This is a genomic window from Caballeronia sp. SBC1 (assembly GCF_011493005.1).
In the GTDB taxonomy this organism is placed as follows: Bacteria; Pseudomonadota; Gammaproteobacteria; order Burkholderiales; family Burkholderiaceae; genus Caballeronia.
This window is the reverse complement of record NZ_CP049156.1, coordinates 2860203-2880079: the sequence shown is the minus strand read 5'-3', so window position 1 is coordinate 2880079 and position 19877 is coordinate 2860203. Positions and strand designations below refer to the sequence as shown.

Below are 19877 nucleotides of genomic sequence, written 5' to 3'. Positions count from 1 at the left end.
CCGTTTCCCGTCGCCCGACCGCCACGACGTGGCCGCTCTGCGTGCGGGTGGCAAGTAGGCGGCCGCAGCGCGAAAGCTTTGAATTGCCCGACGACTATTTGTGGGCTCAGTCCCACTGGGCTCAGTCCCATTTTCTTTTAGCGAGGCGCTCCTTCAACTCGGTGATGTGCTGGCGGGCCTCGCTTTGCGGTGTTGCCAATACTTCGATAGGGATGGTGACGCCAAGAAATTTAGCGAGATTAGATACGTAGGGACGTGTTTCGCCCGGAAGTTTCTCCCGCGCCCCGCGCACTCGCGCGAAGCCACAAGTGGAAATAAGATAATCGAGTGTTCTTTGGTCTCGTTCCGACTCGACGATTATGTCCAGGCCCAGCACGTCTTTTTGCAGCATGGTAGGCTTCGCTCGATTGGTCAGTATCAATCGGTTATAGGATGCACTCTGATGCGGCGCCAGCGGGTTCTGTGTGGACGTGGATTTCCCTCCCCCGGACCCCCTCCCGCATTCGGGCATGCTTGCCCTCATGCTCCTCGGGTCGTGCTCGACCCTCGGAATTCAGAAGAGTGAATACATGTAAACCCTATTCATACAGTTTTGCTTCGCAAAAGGGTTGACGACATAAGTCTTCGACCACGCCTGGGCCGACGCCTTCGAGCGAAATGGGCTTAAGTACTATCCGAAGGGGCTATCGGCGGTGCCGTTTTCGCCGGTGACCGGACCGCGCCTGATCGCCGGCACGCATGAAGAGCGCGTGATGCTGGCGCGCGGCGCGATCGAGTTGACGAAGCAGTTGGAGCTTTCATCGCTACACGTGCTGTTTCCACAAGAGCAGGATCTCGAAGCCCTGACCGAAGCCGGATACATGCTGCGAGAAGGCGTTCAGTTTCACTGGGAAAATGCCCCGGGTGGCTACGACAGCTTCGACACATTCCTTGCCACCATGAGCCACGACAAGCGCAAGAAGGTGAAGCAGGATCGTCGACGTGTGGCCGACGCCGGCGTCAGCTACACGTGGCTGCGCGGTGCGGAGATAGACGAGGCAGCGCTCGATTTTTTCTACGCCTGTTATGAAAATACCTACCGCGAGCACTGGAATCCGCCGTATTTATCGCGCGAATTCTTCGACCAGATCCACGCGGCCGCGCCCGACAGCATCTTGCTCGTGATTGCCGAAGCGGATGGCCAGCGGCTCGCGTGCGCGCTGAACATGATTGGTGGCGACGTGATGTTCGGTCGCTACTGGGGCACGAAAGAATTCATCTCCGGATTGCACTTTGAAACCTGCTACATGCAGGGAATCCAATATTGCATCGAGAACCGGCTTGCCCGCTTCGAAGGCGGCGCACAGGGCGTGCACAAGATGTCACGCGGCATGTTGCCCACGCCCACGTGGTCCGCACATTGGGTCGCGGACCCGCGATTCGCACACGCGATCAGTGAGTTTCTCGATGAAGAAACGGCGGCGATGGACCAGCATATCCAGGAGCTGGAAGCGCATACGCCCTTCAGGAAGAAGGCATAGGGCCGGGCGTCTGACGCGCTCGAAACCTGACCGGATGGCTAACGCTTGATCCAATAGGCGCCCGAAAACTGCAACTCGACTTATCATCATGTCGAAATGCTTTCGCTTTCACAGCGGTAACTCGCAACCCGCCCTTAACCCGTTATGCGCCGGAACAGGATCCCCGAATGCGGGGCATCGTATGGACAAGCTCAAGATGAAAAACCGATTCTTCAATCTCTACAGCCACGATTTCGCTCGCGTCGCGGTAGGCGTGCCCCGTTGCCGTGTAGCCGATCCCGCGTTCAACGCGGCCGAAACCATCGAGCTGGCGAAGCAGGCGGCGGCGAACGGCGCGGTGCTGGTCGCGTTCCCGGAGCTCGGGCTACCGGCATATACCTGCGACGACCTGTTCCACCAGCGCGCCTTGCTCGACGCCTGCGAAGAGGCGCTCGCATCCGTCGTGGCGGCATCGAAAAACCTCGCTATTGCAATGATCGTGGGCATGCCGCTGCGCGTCGACCATACGCTCTTCAACTGCGCCGTGGTCGTCGCGGGAGGGCAGATTCAGGGCGTCGTGCCGAAGAGTTATCTGCCGAACTACGGCGAGTTTTACGAAGCACGCCAGTTCAGCGCGGCTGAGAACGCGTCGACGGATCGCGTCACGTTGCTCGGTACCGAAGTGCCGTTCGGATCGGCGCTGCTGTTTGAAATCGCCAACATGCCGCTGTTCCGCTTTCACGTGGAAATCTGCGAGGACGTCTGGGTGCCGGTGCCGCCTTCGTCATTCGCGGCGCTCGCGGGCGCGACGGTGCTGGTGAACCTGTCGGCATCGAACGTGGTGGTCGGCAAGTCGAGTTACCGGCATCAACTGGTCGGCCAGCAGTCCGCCCGGTGCCTTTCAGCGTATTTGTACACATCGGCGGGAAGGGGGGAATCCACCACCGACCTGGCCTGGGACGGGCAGGCGGTGATCTACGAAAACGGCGAACTGCTCGCGGAATCCGAGCGTTTCCTGGACACCTCGCATCTTGTTTTCGCCGATGTCGATCTCGAGCGGCTCTCGCGTGAACGCATGCACCAGACCACGTTCGGCCAGTCAGTGCGTCGCCATGCCGACGAAGTATCGAAGTTCGAAACGGTCCGCTTCAATCTCGATCTGCCGCTCAACCGAGCATTGCCGCTGGAGCGCGTCGTGGAGCGTTTCCCCTACGTTCCATCCGACCCGAAGCGCCGCGACGAACGCTGCAACGAGGTCTACAACATCCAGGTGCAGGCGCTGGTGCAACGGCTCTCGGCGAGCGGCATATCGAAGGTCGTGATCGGCATCTCGGGCGGTCTGGATTCAACCCACGCGCTGCTTGTCTGCGCCAAGGCCATGGACCGGCTGAAGCTGCCGCGCACGAATATTCTCGGTGTGACCATGCCTGGATTCGCCACCAGCGACCGGACGCTCCTGCAAGCGCGTCAACTGATGGAGATCGTAGGTTGTTCGGCGAGCGAGATCGACATCCGGCCAAGTTGCGAGCAGATGCTGAAGGATCTCGGCCACCCGTACGCGTCGGGCAAAGAGGAATATGACATCACGTTCGAGAACGTGCAGGCAGGCGAGCGCACGAATCATCTGTTCCGGCTCGCGAACTTCAAGGGCGCAATCGTGGTCGGCACGGGCGACCTCAGCGAGCTGGCGCTTGGCTGGTGCACGTACGGCGTGGGCGATCACATGTCGCACTACAACGTCAACGCCAGCGTCCCGAAGACACTGATCACGCATCTGGTCCGGTGGGTCGCGGAGACCGGGCAAATTGGCAACTCGGGTTCGGATGTCCTGGTCAACATCCTGAATACCGACATCAGCCCGGAACTCGTCCCCGGTAAATCAAACGGCAATCCGGAGCAAAAGACGGAGAGCGTCATCGGACCGTACGAGTTGCAGGATTTCAACCTGTATTACACGTTGCGCTTCGGTTTTGCGCCAACGAAAGTGGCGTTCCTCGCATACACCGCATGGAAGGACCGCGACGTTGGCGACTGGCCCGAAGGCGCGCATGTCGCGCGAAACGAGTACGCGTTGCCGGCCATCAAACACCACCTGGGCATTTTCCTCGATCGGTTTTTCCGGACCAGCCAGTTCAAGCGGTCTTGCGTGCCGAATGCGCCGAAAGTGGGGTCGGGCGGTTCATTGTCGCCCCGTGGTGACTGGCGCGCGCCGAGCGATTCAGAATCGATCGTCTGGATGAACGATTTGAGGAATATTCCGGTGGATTGAGGTGTTTGCACCATATCTGCGCGTAAATGCGCCGATAACGGCATGATCTCGGTGCTATGGCGCGAGATCTCTGCGGTTAACTGTGAAAACGCAGCTAGAATCAATACATCGATTCCCAAATCCGTTTTCTCGCTTATCCACACAATTTTCCAAGAGGCGCGCCATGAAACGCATCACCGCAGTCATCAAACCGTTCAAGCTTGACGAAGTCCGTGAAGCGCTCGCCAGCGCCGGGCTCACCGGTCTGACCGTCACCGAGGTCAAGGGCTTCGGGCGGCAGAAGGGCCACACGGAACTGTATCGCGGGGCGGAATACGTGGTCGACTTCCTGCCGAAGGTGAAGATCGAAGTGGTTGTGGCTGACTCACAAACGGATCAGGTTATTGACGCAATCATCGGTGCGGCCCGTACCGGCAAGATCGGCGACGGCAAGATCTTCGTGACCGACGTCGAACGTGTTATTCGCATTCGCACGGGCGAAGAAGACGAAGCGGCGGTCTGAGCCCGTTTGCCCGCAATCGGCCTGATCCCGTATCAGGCCGGAATGTGTATCTGGTCGCGGATACCTGACGACCGCATGTCATACCGCCATCGGCCCTGTCTGATGGCGTTTCTCGCTTTGCCCCTCGTCTGACCATTTCCGTCATCAATGTAAAAAACCATTGCGGTATTATCGGCATCCCTGTGTGCTTTTTGTAAGGATTCGTGGATGCATCACGCGATTGGCTTCATTCAAGATCTAGCGGTAATCATGGCGACTGCGGGCGTCGTCACGGTGTTGTTTCACCGTCTGAAGCAGCCGGTCGTGTTGGGGTACATCGTGGCGGGCGTGATTATCGGGCCTTACACACCGCCGTTCCAGCTTATCCACGACGAAGCCACCATCCAGACGCTCGGCGAACTCGGCGTGGTATTCCTGATGTTTTCGCTCGGGCTCGAATTCAGCCTGAGGAAACTGTTCAAAGTCGGCGCGACGGCCTTCGTGGCTGCGGCCTCCGAAATCGTGCTGATGATCTGGATCGGCTACGAAATCGGGCAGTGGTTCGGCTGGAACGCAATGGATTCGCTGTTCCTCGGCGCCATGCTCGCCATTTCGTCCACAACGATTATCGTCAAGGCGCTCTCCGAACTCGGCATGAAGGGCGAGCCGTTCGCGCAACTGATCTTTGGCATTTTGATTGTCGAGGACATTCTGGCCATCGCCATGCTAGTGCTGCTCTCGGGCATTGCGCAGACGGGTTCCGTCTCGGCAGGCATGGCGTTTGTCACGCTGGGCAAGTTACTGCTGTTCATGACCGTATCGATGGTGATCGGCATCCTGATCGTGCCGCGCGCGCTCGACTATGTGGCAAAGGCGAAGAGCGATGAAATGCTGCTCGTCACTGTGCTCGGATTTTGTTTCGGCTTCTGCCTGCTGGTCGTGAAGCTCGATTACAGCATTGCGCTCGGCGCGTTCCTGATCGGCGCGATCATGGCCGAATCGCGCAACCTGCAGCGCATTGAACACCTGATCGCGCCGGTTCGCGACATGTTCTCCGCCATCTTCTTCGTGACCATCGGCCTGATGTTGAACCCCGCGGTGCTCGTGGATTACTGGTGGCCGATTGCGGTCATCACGGTCGCGGTCGTGTTTGGCAAGATCGTGTCGTGCGGGCTCGGCACCTTCCTCGCGGGCAGGGACGGGCGCACGTCGATGCGTGTGGGCATGAGCGTTGCGCAGATTGGCGAGTTCTCATTCATTATCGCGTCGCTGGGTTTGTCGCTGAAAGTGACAAGCAGCTTCCTGTACCCGATCGCCGTCGCGGTTTCCGCGTTGACCACGCTGTTCACGCCGTACCTGATCAAGGCTGCCGATCCGATCACGCGTCGCATTGCCCGCTCAATGCCCGTGCCCGTTGCGAACACGTTCGGCCTGTATTCGCAATGGCTCGCGAGCCTTTCGCCGGACACCGACGGTCCGACGCTGTTCAGCATGACGCGGCGGATCGTGGTGCAGATTGCGGTGAATCTCGCGCTGGTGGCGGCCATTTTCCTCGCAGCGTCTTACGCGGCGCCGTTTGCCACTGAATATCTGTCACGCTGGTTGCCCACCAATAACGCCCAGCGTGTCGCGCTCTGGAGCGTAGCGTTGCTGGTGTCCCTGCCGTTCCTGGTTGCGGTGTATCGCAAACTGGGTTCGCTCGCACTGATGCTCGCCGAAGTGAGCGTGCAGCCCGCGAAAGCCGGACGTTTCACGCGGGCATTGCGATCGGCCATTTCCGGCCTGATCCCGATTCTCGCAATGTTCGGTGTTTTCCTGCTGGTGACGGTGCTCTCGGGCGGCATCCTGCCGCCGTTCGGCTTGATGATTGCGGTGCTCGTCTGCGCGGCGTTGTTGCTCACGGTATTGTGGCGCTGGTGCGTCAAAATCCACGCAACCATGCAGATTGCGTTGCGAGAAACATTCGAAGAGCCGAGAGATCATCCTTGAGCATGAAATCTTTGTTTTCCCCGATAATGTGAGCAATTGTTTGATGGTTTGCCGCCCCCGGACCAGAGGCGGATAATTAAACTCTGACCATTCTCACAGCGCCCCGCGCCTATAAACGGAATGAGCGAAAACAAGTCAAACGAGTCAAATGAGTCAAACGAGTCGTTAACGCCAAGTACGCAGGGCGCGCCCGGCACGGGTTCTCCCACAGCCGATTCTTCGGGTTCCATCCCGGGTAGTGCTGCGCCGGCCGTCCCTCCCGTGTCATCCCCGAAGAGCTCTGATATTCCCGCTGCCGCCGCGCAGCCTGGTCCGAAGGATACGGCGGCTGAACGGGCATCGACGGATGCGCCAGGTAGCGCGTCGACGGTAGAACCCGTCGATACCGCCAAAGCGCAACGCGCCGATGCAGCCGAGGCCCGCGCATCGGCGGTGAAGACGACGCCGACCACACAGGGAACGGCCACGCCCGCATCTGCTGCGAACAAAACGCTCGATGCCAGGGCGAGCCTCGCAGCGCAGCTCGAGACCGCGACGCAAGCCGAGGCCAATCTTGCAGCGGAGCTTGAAAATGCCACCGAAGCGCAAGCCGCCGCAGCCGAAGCGCTGAACGCAACAGAAAGCGTCACGGAAAGCGTAACGTCAAAGCCGGTTTCCAGCTTGCCGCCGGAATTTGCGGCCGCGCCGGACTTCGGCACATTCCGTCCGCCGCCCATTCCACCCGATGCACCGGACATGAAGGCGCCCCCGGCGTATCTGCGCCACAGCGATTCCGCGTGGTCGGTGTTTGGCCGTGTGATCAAGGCGCGTGCGCGTCAGATCTTTGACCGTGCGGGTCAGCGGATCACGCAGCGGACATTGAGAATTGGCGTGTCGGCGCGGATTTTTCATCCTGAACCGGGAGCCAAAGGACTGCGCGGTAAGACGCTGCAGTATCTGGAAGAATCGATTGCGCATTGGGTCATGTCGCGCGACGTGCTCGTCTTCATGATTCCGACGGTCGGCCATCAGGGCATGCTGCATCCGAGCAACATCCGCCTGCGCGACTACGCGAAACAGCTAGATGGCCTGCTGCTGCAAGGTGGCGCTGACGTATCGCCGCAATCCTATACGGAAGCAGCCACGCGTCACGAATGGCCCGGCGACCGCGTGCGGGACATGTATGAACTGGAGTTGCTGCATGAGTTCATCGAGGCGGGCAAGCCCGTGCTTGGCGTGTGCCGCGGTTGCCAACTGATCAACGTGGCGTTCGGCGGGACGCTCTACCAGGACATTGCAACCGATGTCCCCACGGCCGGCGTGCATGTGAACGAGCAATACGATCAGCATCGCCACCCGATTCGTTTCCCCGATGGCTCCACGCTCGTCAACATGTTTCCGGGCCACCGCGAAGCGCTCGTCAACTCGATCCACCATCAGGCGGTGAGGACGATTGGCCGTGACCTGAACATCGAGGCTGTGTCGGCGCACGACGGCATTATTGAAGCGGTGCGTTATCGGCGTGCACCGTTCGTGATGGGCGTGCAATGGCATCCGGAGTTTCATCGCGCGGGCGGTGACGAGTTGCTCGATTGCACGCCCTTGCTCGATACCTTCCTGCGCGTGGCACGCGAAACGCGTTTTTAAGCGTACGTGGTTTGAACAGCGAGTATTGAGGCCCAATAGTGAGCTCCAGTAGATGGATGACAAAAGGCCGTTCCAAGACGAAAGTTGGAACGGCCTTCTTGGTGCTACGTGGTTGCCCGGATCAAACGCCAGATCGAGCTTGAGCGTTACTGAACGAGTCCTGCCTCGCTCTGATCCTGAAGTTGCTGAACCTGCCGCTGCAAGATGAGCAACTTGCGCTCGGCGACGGATTTCTCGTTCAGCAACGCCGCCGATTCCACCTGCATCTGTTGTTGACGTTGCGACACTTCGCTTTACTGCGCCCGTGCAATGGAAAGATCGGCGGTCAGGCGCTGCGCCTCGTCGTTCGAGACCGCAATGACACGTTCGAGCAATGCCTTCTGCGCCTGCAACTGCGTGCGTTTGATCTCGCCCTCGGCAAGCGCATGCTCTTGCGGGCGAATTGCGCGTACACCGTTTCAACACGAGCATCGTCCTGTGATTTCACGACGCGCCAGAAATTTTTGTCCTGGAACAGAGCGACGTAATACACCATCTATTGGATAGAAAAACAACGCCGGCGCCCCGGGGATGCGAGCGGCGCCTCATTCCCAGTGCTGCGATAAACTGGCGCTCCATACTCATACTCATGCCCATGCCGCCGATATATCGCCTCGTACCGATGACCGTCGCGCGGGTCTTTCGCCTTGGCTTTCGAACCATGGCGTTCCAGAGGATGCACGACCGTCCGCGCTTTGGTTGCGCGTACCGAGACAGAATTGCGTGTGGCAGTGTGTCCTTCGCGAGCCATCATGCTCACACTCGGGGCCTTGCTCACCGGCGGCTCACTGTTGCCGAAGCCGTAGTCTTCGCTGCCGCAGAAGCGTCAGCCGAAGGCAAAGCCGACGTAACCACCACCGTTGCGCTCGACGCAGCGGATGCATGAACCGTCTCAGAATCGGAAGCGGGTTTGATGATTGGGGTAGCGCTCAAAACGACCGCATCCGGCAAGCGGTAACAGCGTCGTCAGACGTAGATCGCCCCCTCTACAAAGACCATAGGAGCATTCATCTTTTTCTTATTCCCGAAAGCGGGCGTCAGGACTGCTCAACGAACGAACAAGAGGGGCAGCCGTGTGGACGTCGCCCGGTTGTTGCCGCAAAGGTGTTGAATAGGTCACCTTGCCCGGACCGGCCGCAGAACAGCTGACGATAATCCCCGGCGCCAGCTTGCGCGCGTCGCGCAGGACCTTCTTAGTTCTGCGATTATTGGGCGTTTGGAGTGAAAAAATTCACTGATTCGACACGGACGCAACGGACGTTTCAGCGCACGACGCATGACTATCCGTACACGTGCTTTCAAGCGGGCATACAGGCGTCGAACGTGACTACAACGACCCATCCGCGAAGGCAAAAGAATCGCCGGGGTATCAGCCGATAGGCAGGACATAACGCAGGGCGATAATATCAATGCCGCCCATTGTGTCGGCTTCGCGGCCAGCCAGTCGCCATCCGCGAGACTCATAGAAACCAATCGCTGCAACATTCGGCTCAAGTACAAATAAATGCATGCTGGTCGCGCCACGATCGCGCGCCCATTGCGCGGCGACGCTCAGCATTGCAGTGCCCAACCCGCTGCCTTTGGCTTCCGGTAGCGCATGCAGATTGTCCACGAGTACGCTGCCGTTTTCATCGGGTGCAACCAGGCAAACGAAACCAATTGGCCGATCATCTTGAATAGCGATCAATACCTCGCCCGCACCTGCAGCCAGTTCTTCGAATCGTGCATGCCAGTGCGTTTCTCGTTCGGCCGGCATCTCGCGATCGAGGAAGTCGTCGGGCAAGATCCCCCGATACGCCGACGCCCAACTTTGCGCGTGCATGCCGGCGATGATTTGCGCATCGGCAGACGTGGCTGGCCGCAGCACGACGGGCCATGACGGATCAGAAAATGCAGCCTGATAGATGGACATAGGTAAGGAAGTTTTAATGTTATTTCCCCTGCACATGCGCGATGTTCCGGGTAGGCGAATTTCACTTTCCCGCTGTAACATTGGTGACGTGCATGGTTTTAGTGTTGCTATGGTTAACCCTGATTCGCGTTTATTGATCGCGCTTTCGCATTGTTTTGAGCATTTTTCGCCGTTTTAAGCAGGGCGAAGCTTACACAGGCATCCGGTGCAACGCTACCGGGTTGTCGTCAACACCCGGTCGATTCACGGCGCATCAGCAGCGGGATCCGGCCACTGTCTTTAGAGATAGCCATGTCCAGCCCGTCACATGCAACGCCCGCGAACGAGTCGAAGGTGAAGTCGGTGTTCCGCGTTGTCAGCGGCAATTTTCTCGAAATGTACGACTTCATGGTCTACGGCTATTACGCCTCGGCCATTGCCAAGACCTACTTCCCGAGCGGTAACGAATTTGCGTCGCTGATGCTCGCGTTGTCTGTATTCGGGGCCGGCTTCCTGATGAGGCCGATTGGCGCCATCGTGCTCGGTGCGTATATCGATCATCACGGAAGACGCAAGGGCCTGATCCTTACGCTGGGTTTGATGGCTGTCGGCACCTTGCTGGTTGCGGTGATTCCGGGGTACGCGACTATCGGCGTGGTGGCTCCGATCATCGTGTTACTCGGACGTCTGCTGCAAGGTTTCTCCGCTGGCGTAGAACTGGGTGGTGTGTCGGTGTATCTCTCCGAGATCGCGACCAAGGGCAACAAGGGCTTCTATTGCTCGTGGCAATCCGGTAGCCAGCAGGTAGCCGTTGTGTTCGCCGCGCTGATCGGTGTAGGCATGAGCCGCATCCTGCCGCCCGACCAGATGACGTCGTGGGGATGGCGCGTGCCGTTCATCATCGGCTGCCTGATCGTGCCGTTCCTGTTCATCATTCGCCGTTCGTTGCAGGAAACTGAAGAGTTCCTTGCACGCAAACACCGTCCGAAGATGGGCGAGATCATGAAGTCGATGCTCGCGAACTGGGGCATCGTGCTTGCAGGCATGGGCATGGTCATCATGACCACCGTATCGTTCTACATGATCACCGCCTACACGCCGACCTTCGGCAAGGAAGTGCTCAAGCTTTCCTCCATTGATGCACTGGTGGTGACGGTGTTCATCGGCTTGTCGAATCTTGTGTGGCTGCCGCTTTCCGGTGCTATTTCCGACCGCGTCGGCCGTCGTCCGGTGCTGCTGTTCTTCACGATTTTGACCATTCTCACGTCGTATCCGGCCGTGCAGTGGCTGGTCGCCGATCCATCGTTCCTGCGCTTGCTCGGCGTGGAGATGTGGCTTTCGTTCCTGTACGGCAGCTACAACGGCGCGATGGTCGTGGCGCTCACCGAAGTCATGCCGGTCGAAGTCCGCACCACAGGGTTTTCGCTAGCGTATAGCTTGGCGACGACGATTGGCGGCTTCACGCCTGCTATCTCCACGTACCTGATTCACGCAACGGGTAACAAGGCGGCGCCGGGCGCGTGGATGGCCGTTGCCGCGGTCTGCGGATTGATCGCGACGCTGGTGTTGTATCGATCGTCGGAAGCGCGGAGTCAATACAAGACGGCGTGATATTTGCCGGCTTTGAAACCAAAAATCCCCTCGCCAATGGCGAGGGATTTTTGTTGTGCATTCAACGCTTCTGAACCCGCGCTTCTGAACCCGTACTACGAAGCGCTTATCTCGCTCGCCACCCGTCCCACCACATCGTCCCATGCGCCGGGTTTCGGCTGCCGGAACAAGCGTGCTTTCGGGTACCACGGGGTCGAGGCGGTATCGATACCCCAGCGCCAGTCGGCCGCGAACGGCAGCATCAGCCATAGCGGTTTTCCTAACGCGCCGGTCAGGTGAGCGACGGCGGTATCGACGGATACCACGCCGTCCAGCCGATCCACGATCGCGGCGGTATCCGCGAAATCTTCGAGCTTGCCTTCCAGTCGCTGGATGAAGCGGGCGCGCGGATGAGTGTCCAGCCACGAGCGCTCTTCGTCGGTCAACGTAGGCTGCAACACGATCCAGTCGATGCCTTCCAGCCTGAACAACGGTTCGAGCATGCCAAGCGGCGCCGAGCGAGTCTCGCCCGCCTGAATGCGCCCGGACCATGCAATGCCCAGCTTGCGTTTCGACTGACCGCCGAGCGAGCCACGCCACTTCTTCCTGTACGCCGCTGGCACCACGAGATACGGCGTGCGCGCGGGCACCGTGTCGGGGTTCGATACACCCAGCGCCAGGGGCAAGCTCAACAACGGCAAGAAAGCGTCTGCATCGGCGAGCGTGGTGGCGTTGGCCAAACCATCGGCCGTGCTTTTCAGCGAAACGCCGGCCGCGTGCGCCGCCGGCTCCAGCAACGCGACCAGTTCCGGCTGCACTTCAAGCACGATCTGCCCGACGAGCTTCGCCGCGAAGGGGACGAAACGGACGAACTGCAAGGTATCGCCGAAACCCTGTTCCGCGCGAATCTGCAGCGTCTGGCGCGGCAGCGGCTCGCCGTTCCACCTCGGCGTCGAGGGCAGCGTAATGCTGCCCGGCGTGCGCAGACGCCATTCGTAGGCGACCAGGCCGCGCGTGTAATCGCCCAATGCCAGCAACGTCAGCGCCCGGTTCAGATTCGCGGCGACGAGGCCGGGATCGAGCCGCAACGCTTGATCGAATGCGCGCAATGCCGGTTTGTGCGCACCGAGCGCCAGATGGGCGTTGCCGAGGCCAAGCCACGCAACGCCGTACTTCGGATCGAGTCCGACCGCACGCTCGAATTGCGGCAACGCCGCCTCGTACGAGCCGATAGCCGAGAGCGCGTGGCCCAGGCCGAAGTGCGCCGGCGCGAATTGCGGCTGCATACGCAGTACTTTCTGAAGCACTGGCACGGCTTCGTGTGGGTGGCCGGCGGCATCGAGGAGATTGCCCAGGTTGAAATGCGCCGCGACATAGTTCGGCTCGGCCGCAATGGCGGCGCGAAATTGCTCGATCGCACCGTGAGTATCTCCAAGCGAATTGAGCGCCATGCCGAGATTGTTGTGCGCGCCCGCGTGGCCGGGACGGATCTGCAGCGCGCGGCGAAATGCCTTCGCGCCTTCTTCGTAACGACGCATGCCGAGCAGCGCATTGCCGAAGTTGTTCCAGGTCGCGGCGTCCAGCGGTTGCAGGCGCAGCGCTTTTTCGAAGGCATCGGCGGCGTCTTCGTGACGGCCCGCCGCCGCGTACGCATTGCCGAGGTTGTACTGCGCAAGCGAAAAACCGGGTTGCAGGTGCAGCGCGTTGCGAAACCGCTCGATAGCGTCGTCAATCCGGCCCAGCGCCTTCAGCGCGTTGCCAAGATTGAGCTGCAGACCGGCGTCGGCGGGACGCAGGTCCACCGCGCGACGCACCAGTTCGGCTGCTTCCGCGTGCTGGCCCTGTTGATGGCGCAGCACGCCGAGCAGATGAAGTGCGTCGACGTGGGAGGGTTCTGCGGCAAGCGCGGCCTGATAGTCGCGTTCCGCTTCGGTGAGGCGGCCATCGCGATGCGCCGCGAAGCCACGCGCAAAAACTGTATCCATTGAGGAAAATCGAATGCAAACGCCTCATTTTTACACACGTTCGCCGCCGATCCCGAATTTTGCGTTGACGTACCCGGATTCATTTCTGTAACATATGAACACCTGTTCAATTGTTGGCTGATTTATTTTGTCTTCTCCCTTTGTAGCAACCGATGAGCGTGTTGTTCCGCTCGCTGACCTGTTTCGCCTGTTGGGCGATCCCACGCGCTTGCGAATCGTGCTGACGTGCGTCGAGCGGCGCTGCGCGGTGGGAGCAATCGCGGAATCGCTGGGATTGTCGGCTTCGCTCGTCAGCCATCACCTGCGTTTGCTGCGGGCGGCGCGGATCGTACGCGCCGAGCGTGAAGGCAAGCAGGTTTTCTATCTCGCCGCCGATAACCACATCAGTGGCATGTTGGCCGAATTGCTCGAGCACGTTGCCGAGCCGCAGGCCGACTTCCGACCGGATAACGAATAAATGGAACCTGAATCGAAACATCAGCACGAGCACGGCGATGCTCATGGACATGACCACGACCATGAGCACGGCCACGATCACGGCCACAAGCATGAGCCGGGTCACGCGCATAACCACGGTGCCGGTGGCCACCATCACCATCACGCGCCGCAAGCGGGGCAGGGCCGCACATTTGCGATCGCAGTCGGGCTGAACATGCTGATCGTGGTGGTGCAAGCGGTGTACGGTTTTCTCGCCCATTCCACCGCGCTGCTTGCCGACGCGGGCCACAATCTCTCCGATGTCCTCGGCCTGCTGCTCGCCTGGGGCGCCGTTTGGCTCGGCACGCGCAAACCGTCCGAGCGCTACACGTTCGGGCTGGGCAGTTCGTCGATACTTGCTTCGCTCGCCAACGCCGCGCTGCTGCTCTTCGCGTGCGGCGCGATCGTGCTTGAAGCCGTTCAGCGCCTGCTCAATCCAGCGCCGGTCGCGGGCCTCGACGTGTTTATTGTTGCAACGCTTGGCATGGTCGTGAACGGTTTCTCAGCATGGCTCTTCATGCGCGGCAGCAAGGAGGACCTGAACGTGCGGGGTGCTTTCCTGCATATGGCTGCCGACGCCGGGATCTCCGCGGCGGTTGCCATCAGCGGCCTCGTGATCCTGTTCACCGGCGCGAGCTGGATCGATCCGGTGATGAGCATTATCGTGGTCGGGGTCATTGTGGTCGGCACGTGGGGCCTTGGCCGCGACGCCATGCGCCTTGCCATGGGCGCCGTCCCGCCGGGCGTGGACAAGCCGGGTATTGAACGGTATCTGGCGGGTGTGCCGGGCGTCACCGACGTCCACGATCTCCACGTCTGGGCGCTGTCCACCACGGAAAACGCAATGACCGCGCACCTCGTGATGCCGGACGGGCATCCCGGCGATGTATTCGTGGACGGCATTGTGGCGGCCTTGCGCCGTGACCACGCAATGAACCACGCCACGCTGCAGGTAGAAAGGGGCACGACGGAACATCACTGCGCGCTGCACGAACGTTCGCCGGCGCAGCCTCAGGCTCACGCACACTGAGTGAGCGGTCGTTCGCGCGAGGCGACCGGCGTACACTTGGGACTGTGAAGTTTGAGGGAGAAGCGCATGCTCGCGCAGAAGCCGAATCGACACAAAGTCCTCGACGTGCCGCCGGTTCTGATCGCCGGTGCCGGTCCGACGGGCCTCGCCGCGGCCATGAGCTTGTCGCGCGCCGGTATTCCGGTGCGTCTCATCGACAAAGCCCGCGAGCCGTCGCCGTGGTCACGCGCCATCGGCATCCAGGCACGTACGCTGGAACTCTTCGAGCAGCATCGGCTGGTTGAGCCGTTTCTCGAACTCGGTCATCGGGCGCGGGTTGCGAATCTCTATTCGAATGGCCAGCGCCTCGCGCGGCTCGACTTCGATCCCTTGCAAACGCGGTATCCGTATCTGCTGTTCCTCGATCAATCCGTCACCGAACGCCTGATGACGGAGCATCTTGCGTCGTTCGGCGTGCGCGTTGAACGCGGCGTGGAATTGATGCGTTTCCGGGAAGGATCGGCGGGGCTGGAGGCGGCTTTGCGGCATTCGAACGGCGCTGAGGAATCGATTCGCCCGTCCTACCTGATTGGAGCGGACGGCGCGCATAGCACGGTGCGCCACGGGTTGGACATCGAGTTCGCGGGCAAGACGTTCGAGCAAACCTTCCTGCTTGCCGACCTGCAAGCCGATACCGAATGGCCCGACGACGAATTCCATATCTTCGCGTCCGGCGAGGGAATCGCGACCCTGTTTCCGATGGGCGGTGGCCGCACGCGCCTGATCGCGGACAAGCGCGTGACATCCGGGGTGGTATCCGGCATGGCAGCCGGCATGGCCACCGGTAAAGCGGCGGACAGTCTGGATAAAAACACCGCGCCGACGCTTGACGAATGCCGGGCGATTATCGAAGCGCGTATTCATCATCGTGTGACGGCGACTAATCTTCAGTGGTCGTCATATTTTCATCTGAATAACCGCATGGCTGACCGGCTGCGTTCGGGCCGCATTTTTCTCGCCGGCGATGCCGCGCATGTCCATAGTCCGGCCGGCGCGCAGGGCATGAACACGGGCATTCAGGAGGCGTTTAATCTTGGCTGGAAGATTGCGCGGATGCTGGCCGGGGTCGCGCCGGACCGTTTGCTCGATACCTACCACGACGAGCGTCATCCGATCGAACGAGAAGTGCTGCGGCAGTCCAGTTTCATGACGCAAATGGCCGCTGCTGAGCATGGGCCGATGAAGCTGATTCGCGATCACGTGATGCCCGCGTTATCGGCGATCGGCCCGCTGCGCGATGCCGCGCGGCGCACGGTCAGCGAGTTGTCGATTCAATACCGGCGCAGTCCGCTCACGCTGGATCGCTCGCTCGATGGTGGTCCGCGAGCGGGTGAACGCGCGCCGGACGCGTGGGTGCATGTATTGGACGGTCCGCTCGGGCGGGCGCCGGGCGTGGGCTGTCTGTTCGATCTCCACGATCCCGCGTGTTTCTCGTTGTTCTTGCTGGTGAACCCGTCGTCGGACAATGACATTGCGATGGCGCCTGCGACACTCACCGTCGCGCACGCTATCCGCGACAAGGATCTGGACGAGCTGGCGGTATTGGTGGAAGAGGTGTTGCCGAATGCGGTGCGCGTGTGGCGTATCACCGATAACCAAAGCGATAGCGCGAACTCTCTGACCGACGCCTACGGTCGCACGCGGCCGTGCTTTTATCTCGTGCGCCCGGATGGATATATTGCGGCCAGAGGGCGAGCGCCCTCGGATACACAGGCGTTGCTGCGTCATTGCGAAACATGGTTCGGTTCGACGCAGCCGCGAGGGGAGGGGTGAGGGGTTAAGCGACCACCGCCCCCGCCGGCGTCAACGCCGCCCGATGTTTCGTCAGCGCTTCCAGCACAATAGGTTCAAGCGCCGATGCAATGCCCGGATCATCCAGTCCGTTGAGCAGCGCGATCCTCATCCGCGGCGCCCAGAACTTGTGAATGTGATTGGCTACGCCATCCACCGCTTCCGCATGATCCGGCATTGAATCGAAGAATTCACCGATCTGGTTCGCCATCTCGACCAGGCTGTTCACATCCATGATTATTTCCCCGACGACGTCACCGTCGCTTCTGTCGCCACCGTTGAATCACGCAACTCAAGAAACTCCAACTGCTGCGTATTGAAGCGCGAATAATCCTTTTGCCATTGCGACGGCTGTTCCACTGGCATGACCTGCACCGCCGTCACTTTGTACTCGGGACAATTCGTGGCCCAATCGGAGGAGTCGGTCGTGATCACGTTTGCGCCGGACTCCGGGAAGTGGAACGTCGTGTACACCACGCCCGGCTGCATCCGCTCGGTGATCTTCGCGCGCAGCACAGTCTGCCCGGCACGCGATTCGATCCCGACCCAATCGTCCGCCTTGATGCCGCGGTCTTCGGCGTCATGCGGATGAATCTCCAGCCGATCCTCTTCATGCCAGCGCGAATTCTCCGTGCGCCGCGTCTGGGCGCCCACGTTGTACTGCGACAGGATGCGGCCCGTGGTGAGCAGCAGCGGGAACTTGCGCGTCACCTTCTCCGGCGTCGCGATGAACTTCGTAATTACGAAGTGGCCCTTGCCGCGCACGAATTCGTCGATGTGCATCGTCGGCGTGCCGTCCGGCGCTTGCTCGTTGCACGGCCACTGAATGCTGCCGAGTTCATCGAGACGCTTGTACGACACGCCGGTGAACGTGGGTGTGAGCCTTGCGATCTCGTCCATGATCTGCGACGGATGCGTGTAGTTCATTTCATAACCGAGCGCGCGGGCGAGCTTGATCGTCACTTCCCAGTCGGCCAGACCTGGCAGTGGCGGCATGACCTTGCGAACACGCGAGATCCGGCGCTCTGCATTCGTGAACGTGCCATCCTTTTCGAGGAATGACGAACCCGGCAGGAACACATGCGCGTACTTGGCCGTCTCGTTCAGGAAGATGTCCTGCACAACGATGCATTCCATCGACGACAACGCCTTCGCCACGTGCTGCGTATTCGGATCGGATTGAACAATGTCCTCGCCCTGGCAGTAAAGGCCAAGGAAGCTGCCATGAACCGCGGCATCGAACATGTTCGGAATCCGCAGGCCCGGCTCCGATTGCAGCTTCACGTTCCATGCTTCTTCGAACAATGAGCGCACTGCCGCGTCGCCGATATGGCGATAACCCGGCAGCTCGTGCGGGAACGAACCCATGTCGCACGAACCCTGCACGTTGTTCTGGCCACGCAGCGGATTCACGCCCACACCTTCACGGCCCACGTTGCCCGTTGCCATCGCGAGATTCGCGATACCCATGACCATCGTCGAGCCTTGCGCATGTTCCGTCACGCCCAGGCCGTAGTAGATCGCACCGTTGCCGGCATTCGCATAGATGCGCGCGGCTTCACGTACCGATTGCGCGGGCACGCCGGTGATGGCTTCCATTGCTTCGGGCGAGTTCTCTTCGAGGGCGATGAAGTCGCGCCATTGCTGGAACGCACGCGCCTCGCAGCGCTCGGCGACGAAATCTTCCTTCACCAGTCCTTCGGTCACGATCGTGTGCGCGAGCGCGTTGATCATGGCGACGTTCGTGCCCGGCCGCAATGCCAGATGATGCGATGCCTTCACGTGCGGCGTATTCACGATATCGATACGGCGCGGGTCCACCACAATCAGCTGCGCGCCTTCACGCACCCGGCGCTTGAGCCGCGATGCAAACACGGGGTGGCCATCGGTCGGATTCGCGCCGATTACAACAATCACATCGGCCTTTTCGACGGACGCGAAGGTCTGCGTTCCCGCCGATTCACCGAGCGTAGCCTTCAGGCCATAACCGGTCGGCGAGTGACAAACACGGGCACAGGTATCGACATTGTTATTGCCGAACGCCGCGCGCACGAGTTTCTGCACGAGGTAGGTTTCCTCGTTCGTGCATCTCGACGATGTAATCCCGCCAATCGAATCCACGCCATGCTTGTCCTGGATGCGACGGAATTCGCTGGCAGCGTACGAGAGCGCTTCTTCCCAGCTCACCTCTCGCCATGGATCAGTAATCTTGGCGCGGATCATCGGCTTGGTGATGCGGTCCTTGTGCCTGGCGTAGCCCCATGCAAAGCGGCCTTTTACGCACGCGTGACCATCGTTTGCCTGGCCGTTCTTGTTCGGCACCATGCGTACGACTTCGCTGCCTTTCATCTCGGCTTTTAACGAGCAGCCGACGCCGCAATACGCGCACGTCGTCACGACCGAATGCTCGGGCTGGCCGAGCATGATCACGGTCTTTTCCTGCAGCGTCGCGGTCGGACAAGCCGCCACGCACGCGCCGCACGACACGCACTCCGATTCCATGAACGGCTGGTTTTCGCTCGCGGCTACGCGCGATTCGAAACCACGTCCCGCGATGGTCAGCGCGAACGTCCCCTGCGTTTCCTCGCACGCGCGTACGCAACGATTGCAGACAATGCACTTCGACGCGTCGTACGTGAAATACGGATTCGATTCGTCCTTCTTGTCCTTCAGGTGATTCGCGCCTTCGTAGCCGTAGCGCACTTCGCGCAAGCCGACCACGCCCGCCATGTCCTGCAACTCGCAGTCGCCGTTGGCGGGGCAGGTGAGGCAGTCGAGCGGGTGATCGGAGATATACAACTCCATCACGTTCTTGCGCAGCGATTGCAGCTTGTTCGTCTGCGTTCGCACTTTCATCCCGGCTTCCACGGGCGTGGTGCACGACGCCGGATAACCGCGCTTGCCTTCAATTTCAACCAGGCACAGACGGCACGAACCGAACGGCTCAAGCGAATCCGTCGCGCAGAGTTTAGGAACGTTGACGCCGGCTTCGATCGCCGCACGCATCACCGACGTTCCCGCCGGCACCGTCACCGAGGTACCGTCGATATCGAGCGTCACGTCGATATCCGCATGGCGCAGCGGCGTGCCGTAGTCGGTATCGTCGAAGGGGTCGCGCAGTTTCGTCTTGCACGCGCAATTGCCGGAACCGCAGGATGAGTTGGACATGGT

14 protein-coding genes and 2 pseudogenes are annotated in these 19877 nt (G+C 60.4%); 9 read left to right on the top strand and 7 right to left on the bottom strand.

Annotation, left to right across the window (positions count from 1 at the left end; translation table 11 throughout):
- Positions 1-121: 121 nt before the first annotated feature.
- On the bottom strand, positions 122-391 hold the full coding sequence (locus tag SBC1_RS12735) for a cryptic plasmid protein A (protein ID WP_165987862.1): 270 nt from the start codon (positions 389-391) through the stop codon (positions 122-124).
- Between the two features lie 229 nt (positions 392-620).
- Between SBC1_RS12735 and SBC1_RS12730 the strand changes: the two are divergent.
- The 5 genes and pseudogenes from SBC1_RS12730 to SBC1_RS12710 all read left to right on the top strand — a co-directional run.
- Positions 621-1520: pseudogene (locus SBC1_RS12730) on the top strand (GNAT family N-acetyltransferase); the annotation flags it as partial.
- A gap of 196 nt (positions 1521-1716) precedes the next feature.
- On the top strand, positions 1717-3768 hold the full coding sequence (locus SBC1_RS12725) for an NAD(+) synthase (RefSeq protein ID WP_165988836.1): 2052 nt from the start codon (positions 1717-1719) through the stop codon (positions 3766-3768).
- A 163-nt stretch (positions 3769-3931) separates the two neighbouring features.
- Entirely contained in the window at positions 3932-4270 is a 339-nt protein-coding gene (locus SBC1_RS12720; RefSeq protein ID WP_165092273.1) for a P-II family nitrogen regulator, read from the top strand.
- A 207-nt stretch (positions 4271-4477) separates the two neighbouring features.
- Positions 4478-6238, top strand: a complete 1761-nt coding sequence (locus SBC1_RS12715) for a cation:proton antiporter (RefSeq protein WP_165987860.1) — start codon at positions 4478-4480, stop codon at positions 6236-6238.
- Positions 6239-6358: 120 nt separating this feature from the next.
- Positions 6359-7864, top strand: a complete 1506-nt coding sequence (locus SBC1_RS12710; RefSeq protein WP_165987858.1) for a gamma-glutamyl-gamma-aminobutyrate hydrolase family protein — start codon at positions 6359-6361, stop codon at positions 7862-7864.
- A gap of 146 nt (positions 7865-8010) precedes the next feature.
- Here the strand turns inward: SBC1_RS12710 and SBC1_RS40540 are convergent, their stop codons facing one another.
- The 3 genes and pseudogenes from SBC1_RS40540 to SBC1_RS12700 form a co-directional block, all read right to left on the bottom strand.
- Complete coding sequence (locus SBC1_RS40540; RefSeq protein ID WP_371826727.1) at positions 8011-8151, bottom strand: hypothetical protein; 141 nt, start codon at positions 8149-8151, stop codon at positions 8011-8013.
- Positions 8152-8157: 6 nt separating this feature from the next.
- A pseudogene (locus SBC1_RS40535) lies at positions 8158-8399 on the bottom strand (DUF2968 domain-containing protein).
- Between the two features lie 873 nt (positions 8400-9272).
- Positions 9273-9815, bottom strand: a complete 543-nt coding sequence (locus SBC1_RS12700) for a GNAT family N-acetyltransferase (protein WP_165987856.1) — start codon at positions 9813-9815, stop codon at positions 9273-9275.
- A 291-nt stretch (positions 9816-10106) separates the two neighbouring features.
- On the opposite strand from SBC1_RS12700, the gene SBC1_RS12695 reads away from it, so the two are divergent.
- The gene (locus SBC1_RS12695; RefSeq protein WP_165987854.1) at positions 10107-11405 is read left to right on the top strand and encodes an MFS transporter; all 1299 of its coding nucleotides are present in this window, start codon (positions 10107-10109) and stop codon (positions 11403-11405) included.
- 95 nt (positions 11406-11500) lie between these two features.
- Here the strand turns inward: SBC1_RS12695 and SBC1_RS12690 are convergent, their stop codons facing one another.
- Positions 11501-13369 (bottom strand): tetratricopeptide repeat protein, encoded by a 1869-nt coding sequence (locus SBC1_RS12690; protein WP_165987852.1) that lies wholly within the window; start codon positions 13367-13369, stop codon positions 11501-11503.
- A 127-nt stretch (positions 13370-13496) separates the two neighbouring features.
- Between SBC1_RS12690 and SBC1_RS12685 the strand changes: the two genes are divergently transcribed.
- From SBC1_RS12685 to SBC1_RS12675, 3 genes are all read left to right on the top strand, one after another.
- Positions 13497-13826 (top strand): helix-turn-helix transcriptional regulator, encoded by a 330-nt coding sequence (locus tag SBC1_RS12685; RefSeq protein ID WP_165987849.1) that lies wholly within the window; start codon positions 13497-13499, stop codon positions 13824-13826.
- Positions 13827-14876: a cation diffusion facilitator family transporter gene (locus tag SBC1_RS12680; protein WP_165987847.1), complete on the top strand. Its 1050-nt coding sequence runs from the start codon at positions 13827-13829 to the stop codon at positions 14874-14876.
- 66 nt (positions 14877-14942) lie between these two features.
- Positions 14943-16688, top strand: coding sequence for an FAD-dependent monooxygenase (locus SBC1_RS12675; protein ID WP_165092264.1), 1746 nt, complete (start codon positions 14943-14945; stop codon positions 16686-16688).
- Between the two features lie 4 nt (positions 16689-16692).
- Here SBC1_RS12675 and SBC1_RS12670 read toward each other — a convergent pair whose 3' ends face one another.
- Together SBC1_RS12670 and fdhF are read right to left on the bottom strand one after the other, a co-directional pair.
- Complete coding sequence (locus SBC1_RS12670; protein ID WP_165092263.1) at positions 16693-16941, bottom strand: formate dehydrogenase subunit delta; 249 nt, start codon at positions 16939-16941, stop codon at positions 16693-16695.
- Positions 16942-16943: 2 nt separating this feature from the next.
- Positions 16944-19874 (bottom strand): formate dehydrogenase subunit alpha, encoded by a 2931-nt coding sequence (fdhF, locus tag SBC1_RS12665; protein ID WP_165987845.1) that lies wholly within the window; start codon positions 19872-19874, stop codon positions 16944-16946.
- Positions 19875-19877 lie beyond the last annotated feature (3 nt).

Bases quoted from the DNA above. Each gene is read 5' to 3' on its own strand.
- SBC1_RS12735 (WP_165987862.1), bottom strand. From the start codon at position 391: ATGCTGCAAAAAGACGTGCTGGGCCTGGACATAATCGTCGAGTCGGAA.
- SBC1_RS12725 (WP_165988836.1), top strand. From the start codon at position 1,717: ATGAAAAACCGATTCTTCAATCTCTACAGCCACGATTTCGCTCGCGTC.
- SBC1_RS12720 (WP_165092273.1), top strand. From the start codon at position 3,932: ATGAAACGCATCACCGCAGTCATCAAACCGTTCAAGCTTGACGAAGTC.
- SBC1_RS12715 (WP_165987860.1), top strand. From the start codon at position 4,478: ATGCATCACGCGATTGGCTTCATTCAAGATCTAGCGGTAATCATGGCG.
- SBC1_RS12710 (WP_165987858.1), top strand. From the start codon at position 6,359: ATGAGCGAAAACAAGTCAAACGAGTCAAATGAGTCAAACGAGTCGTTA.
- SBC1_RS12700 (WP_165987856.1), bottom strand. From the start codon at position 9,815: ATGTCCATCTATCAGGCTGCATTTTCTGATCCGTCATGGCCCGTCGTG.
- SBC1_RS12695 (WP_165987854.1), top strand. From the start codon at position 10,107: ATGTCCAGCCCGTCACATGCAACGCCCGCGAACGAGTCGAAGGTGAAG.
- SBC1_RS12690 (WP_165987852.1), bottom strand. From the start codon at position 13,369: ATGGATACAGTTTTTGCGCGTGGCTTCGCGGCGCATCGCGATGGCCGC.
- SBC1_RS12680 (WP_165987847.1), top strand. From the start codon at position 13,827: ATGGAACCTGAATCGAAACATCAGCACGAGCACGGCGATGCTCATGGA.
- SBC1_RS12675 (WP_165092264.1), top strand. From the start codon at position 14,943: ATGCTCGCGCAGAAGCCGAATCGACACAAAGTCCTCGACGTGCCGCCG.
- SBC1_RS12670 (WP_165092263.1), bottom strand. From the start codon at position 16,941: ATGGATGTGAACAGCCTGGTCGAGATGGCGAACCAGATCGGTGAATTC.
- fdhF (WP_165987845.1), bottom strand. From the start codon at position 19,874: ATGTCCAACTCATCCTGCGGTTCCGGCAATTGCGCGTGCAAGACGAAA.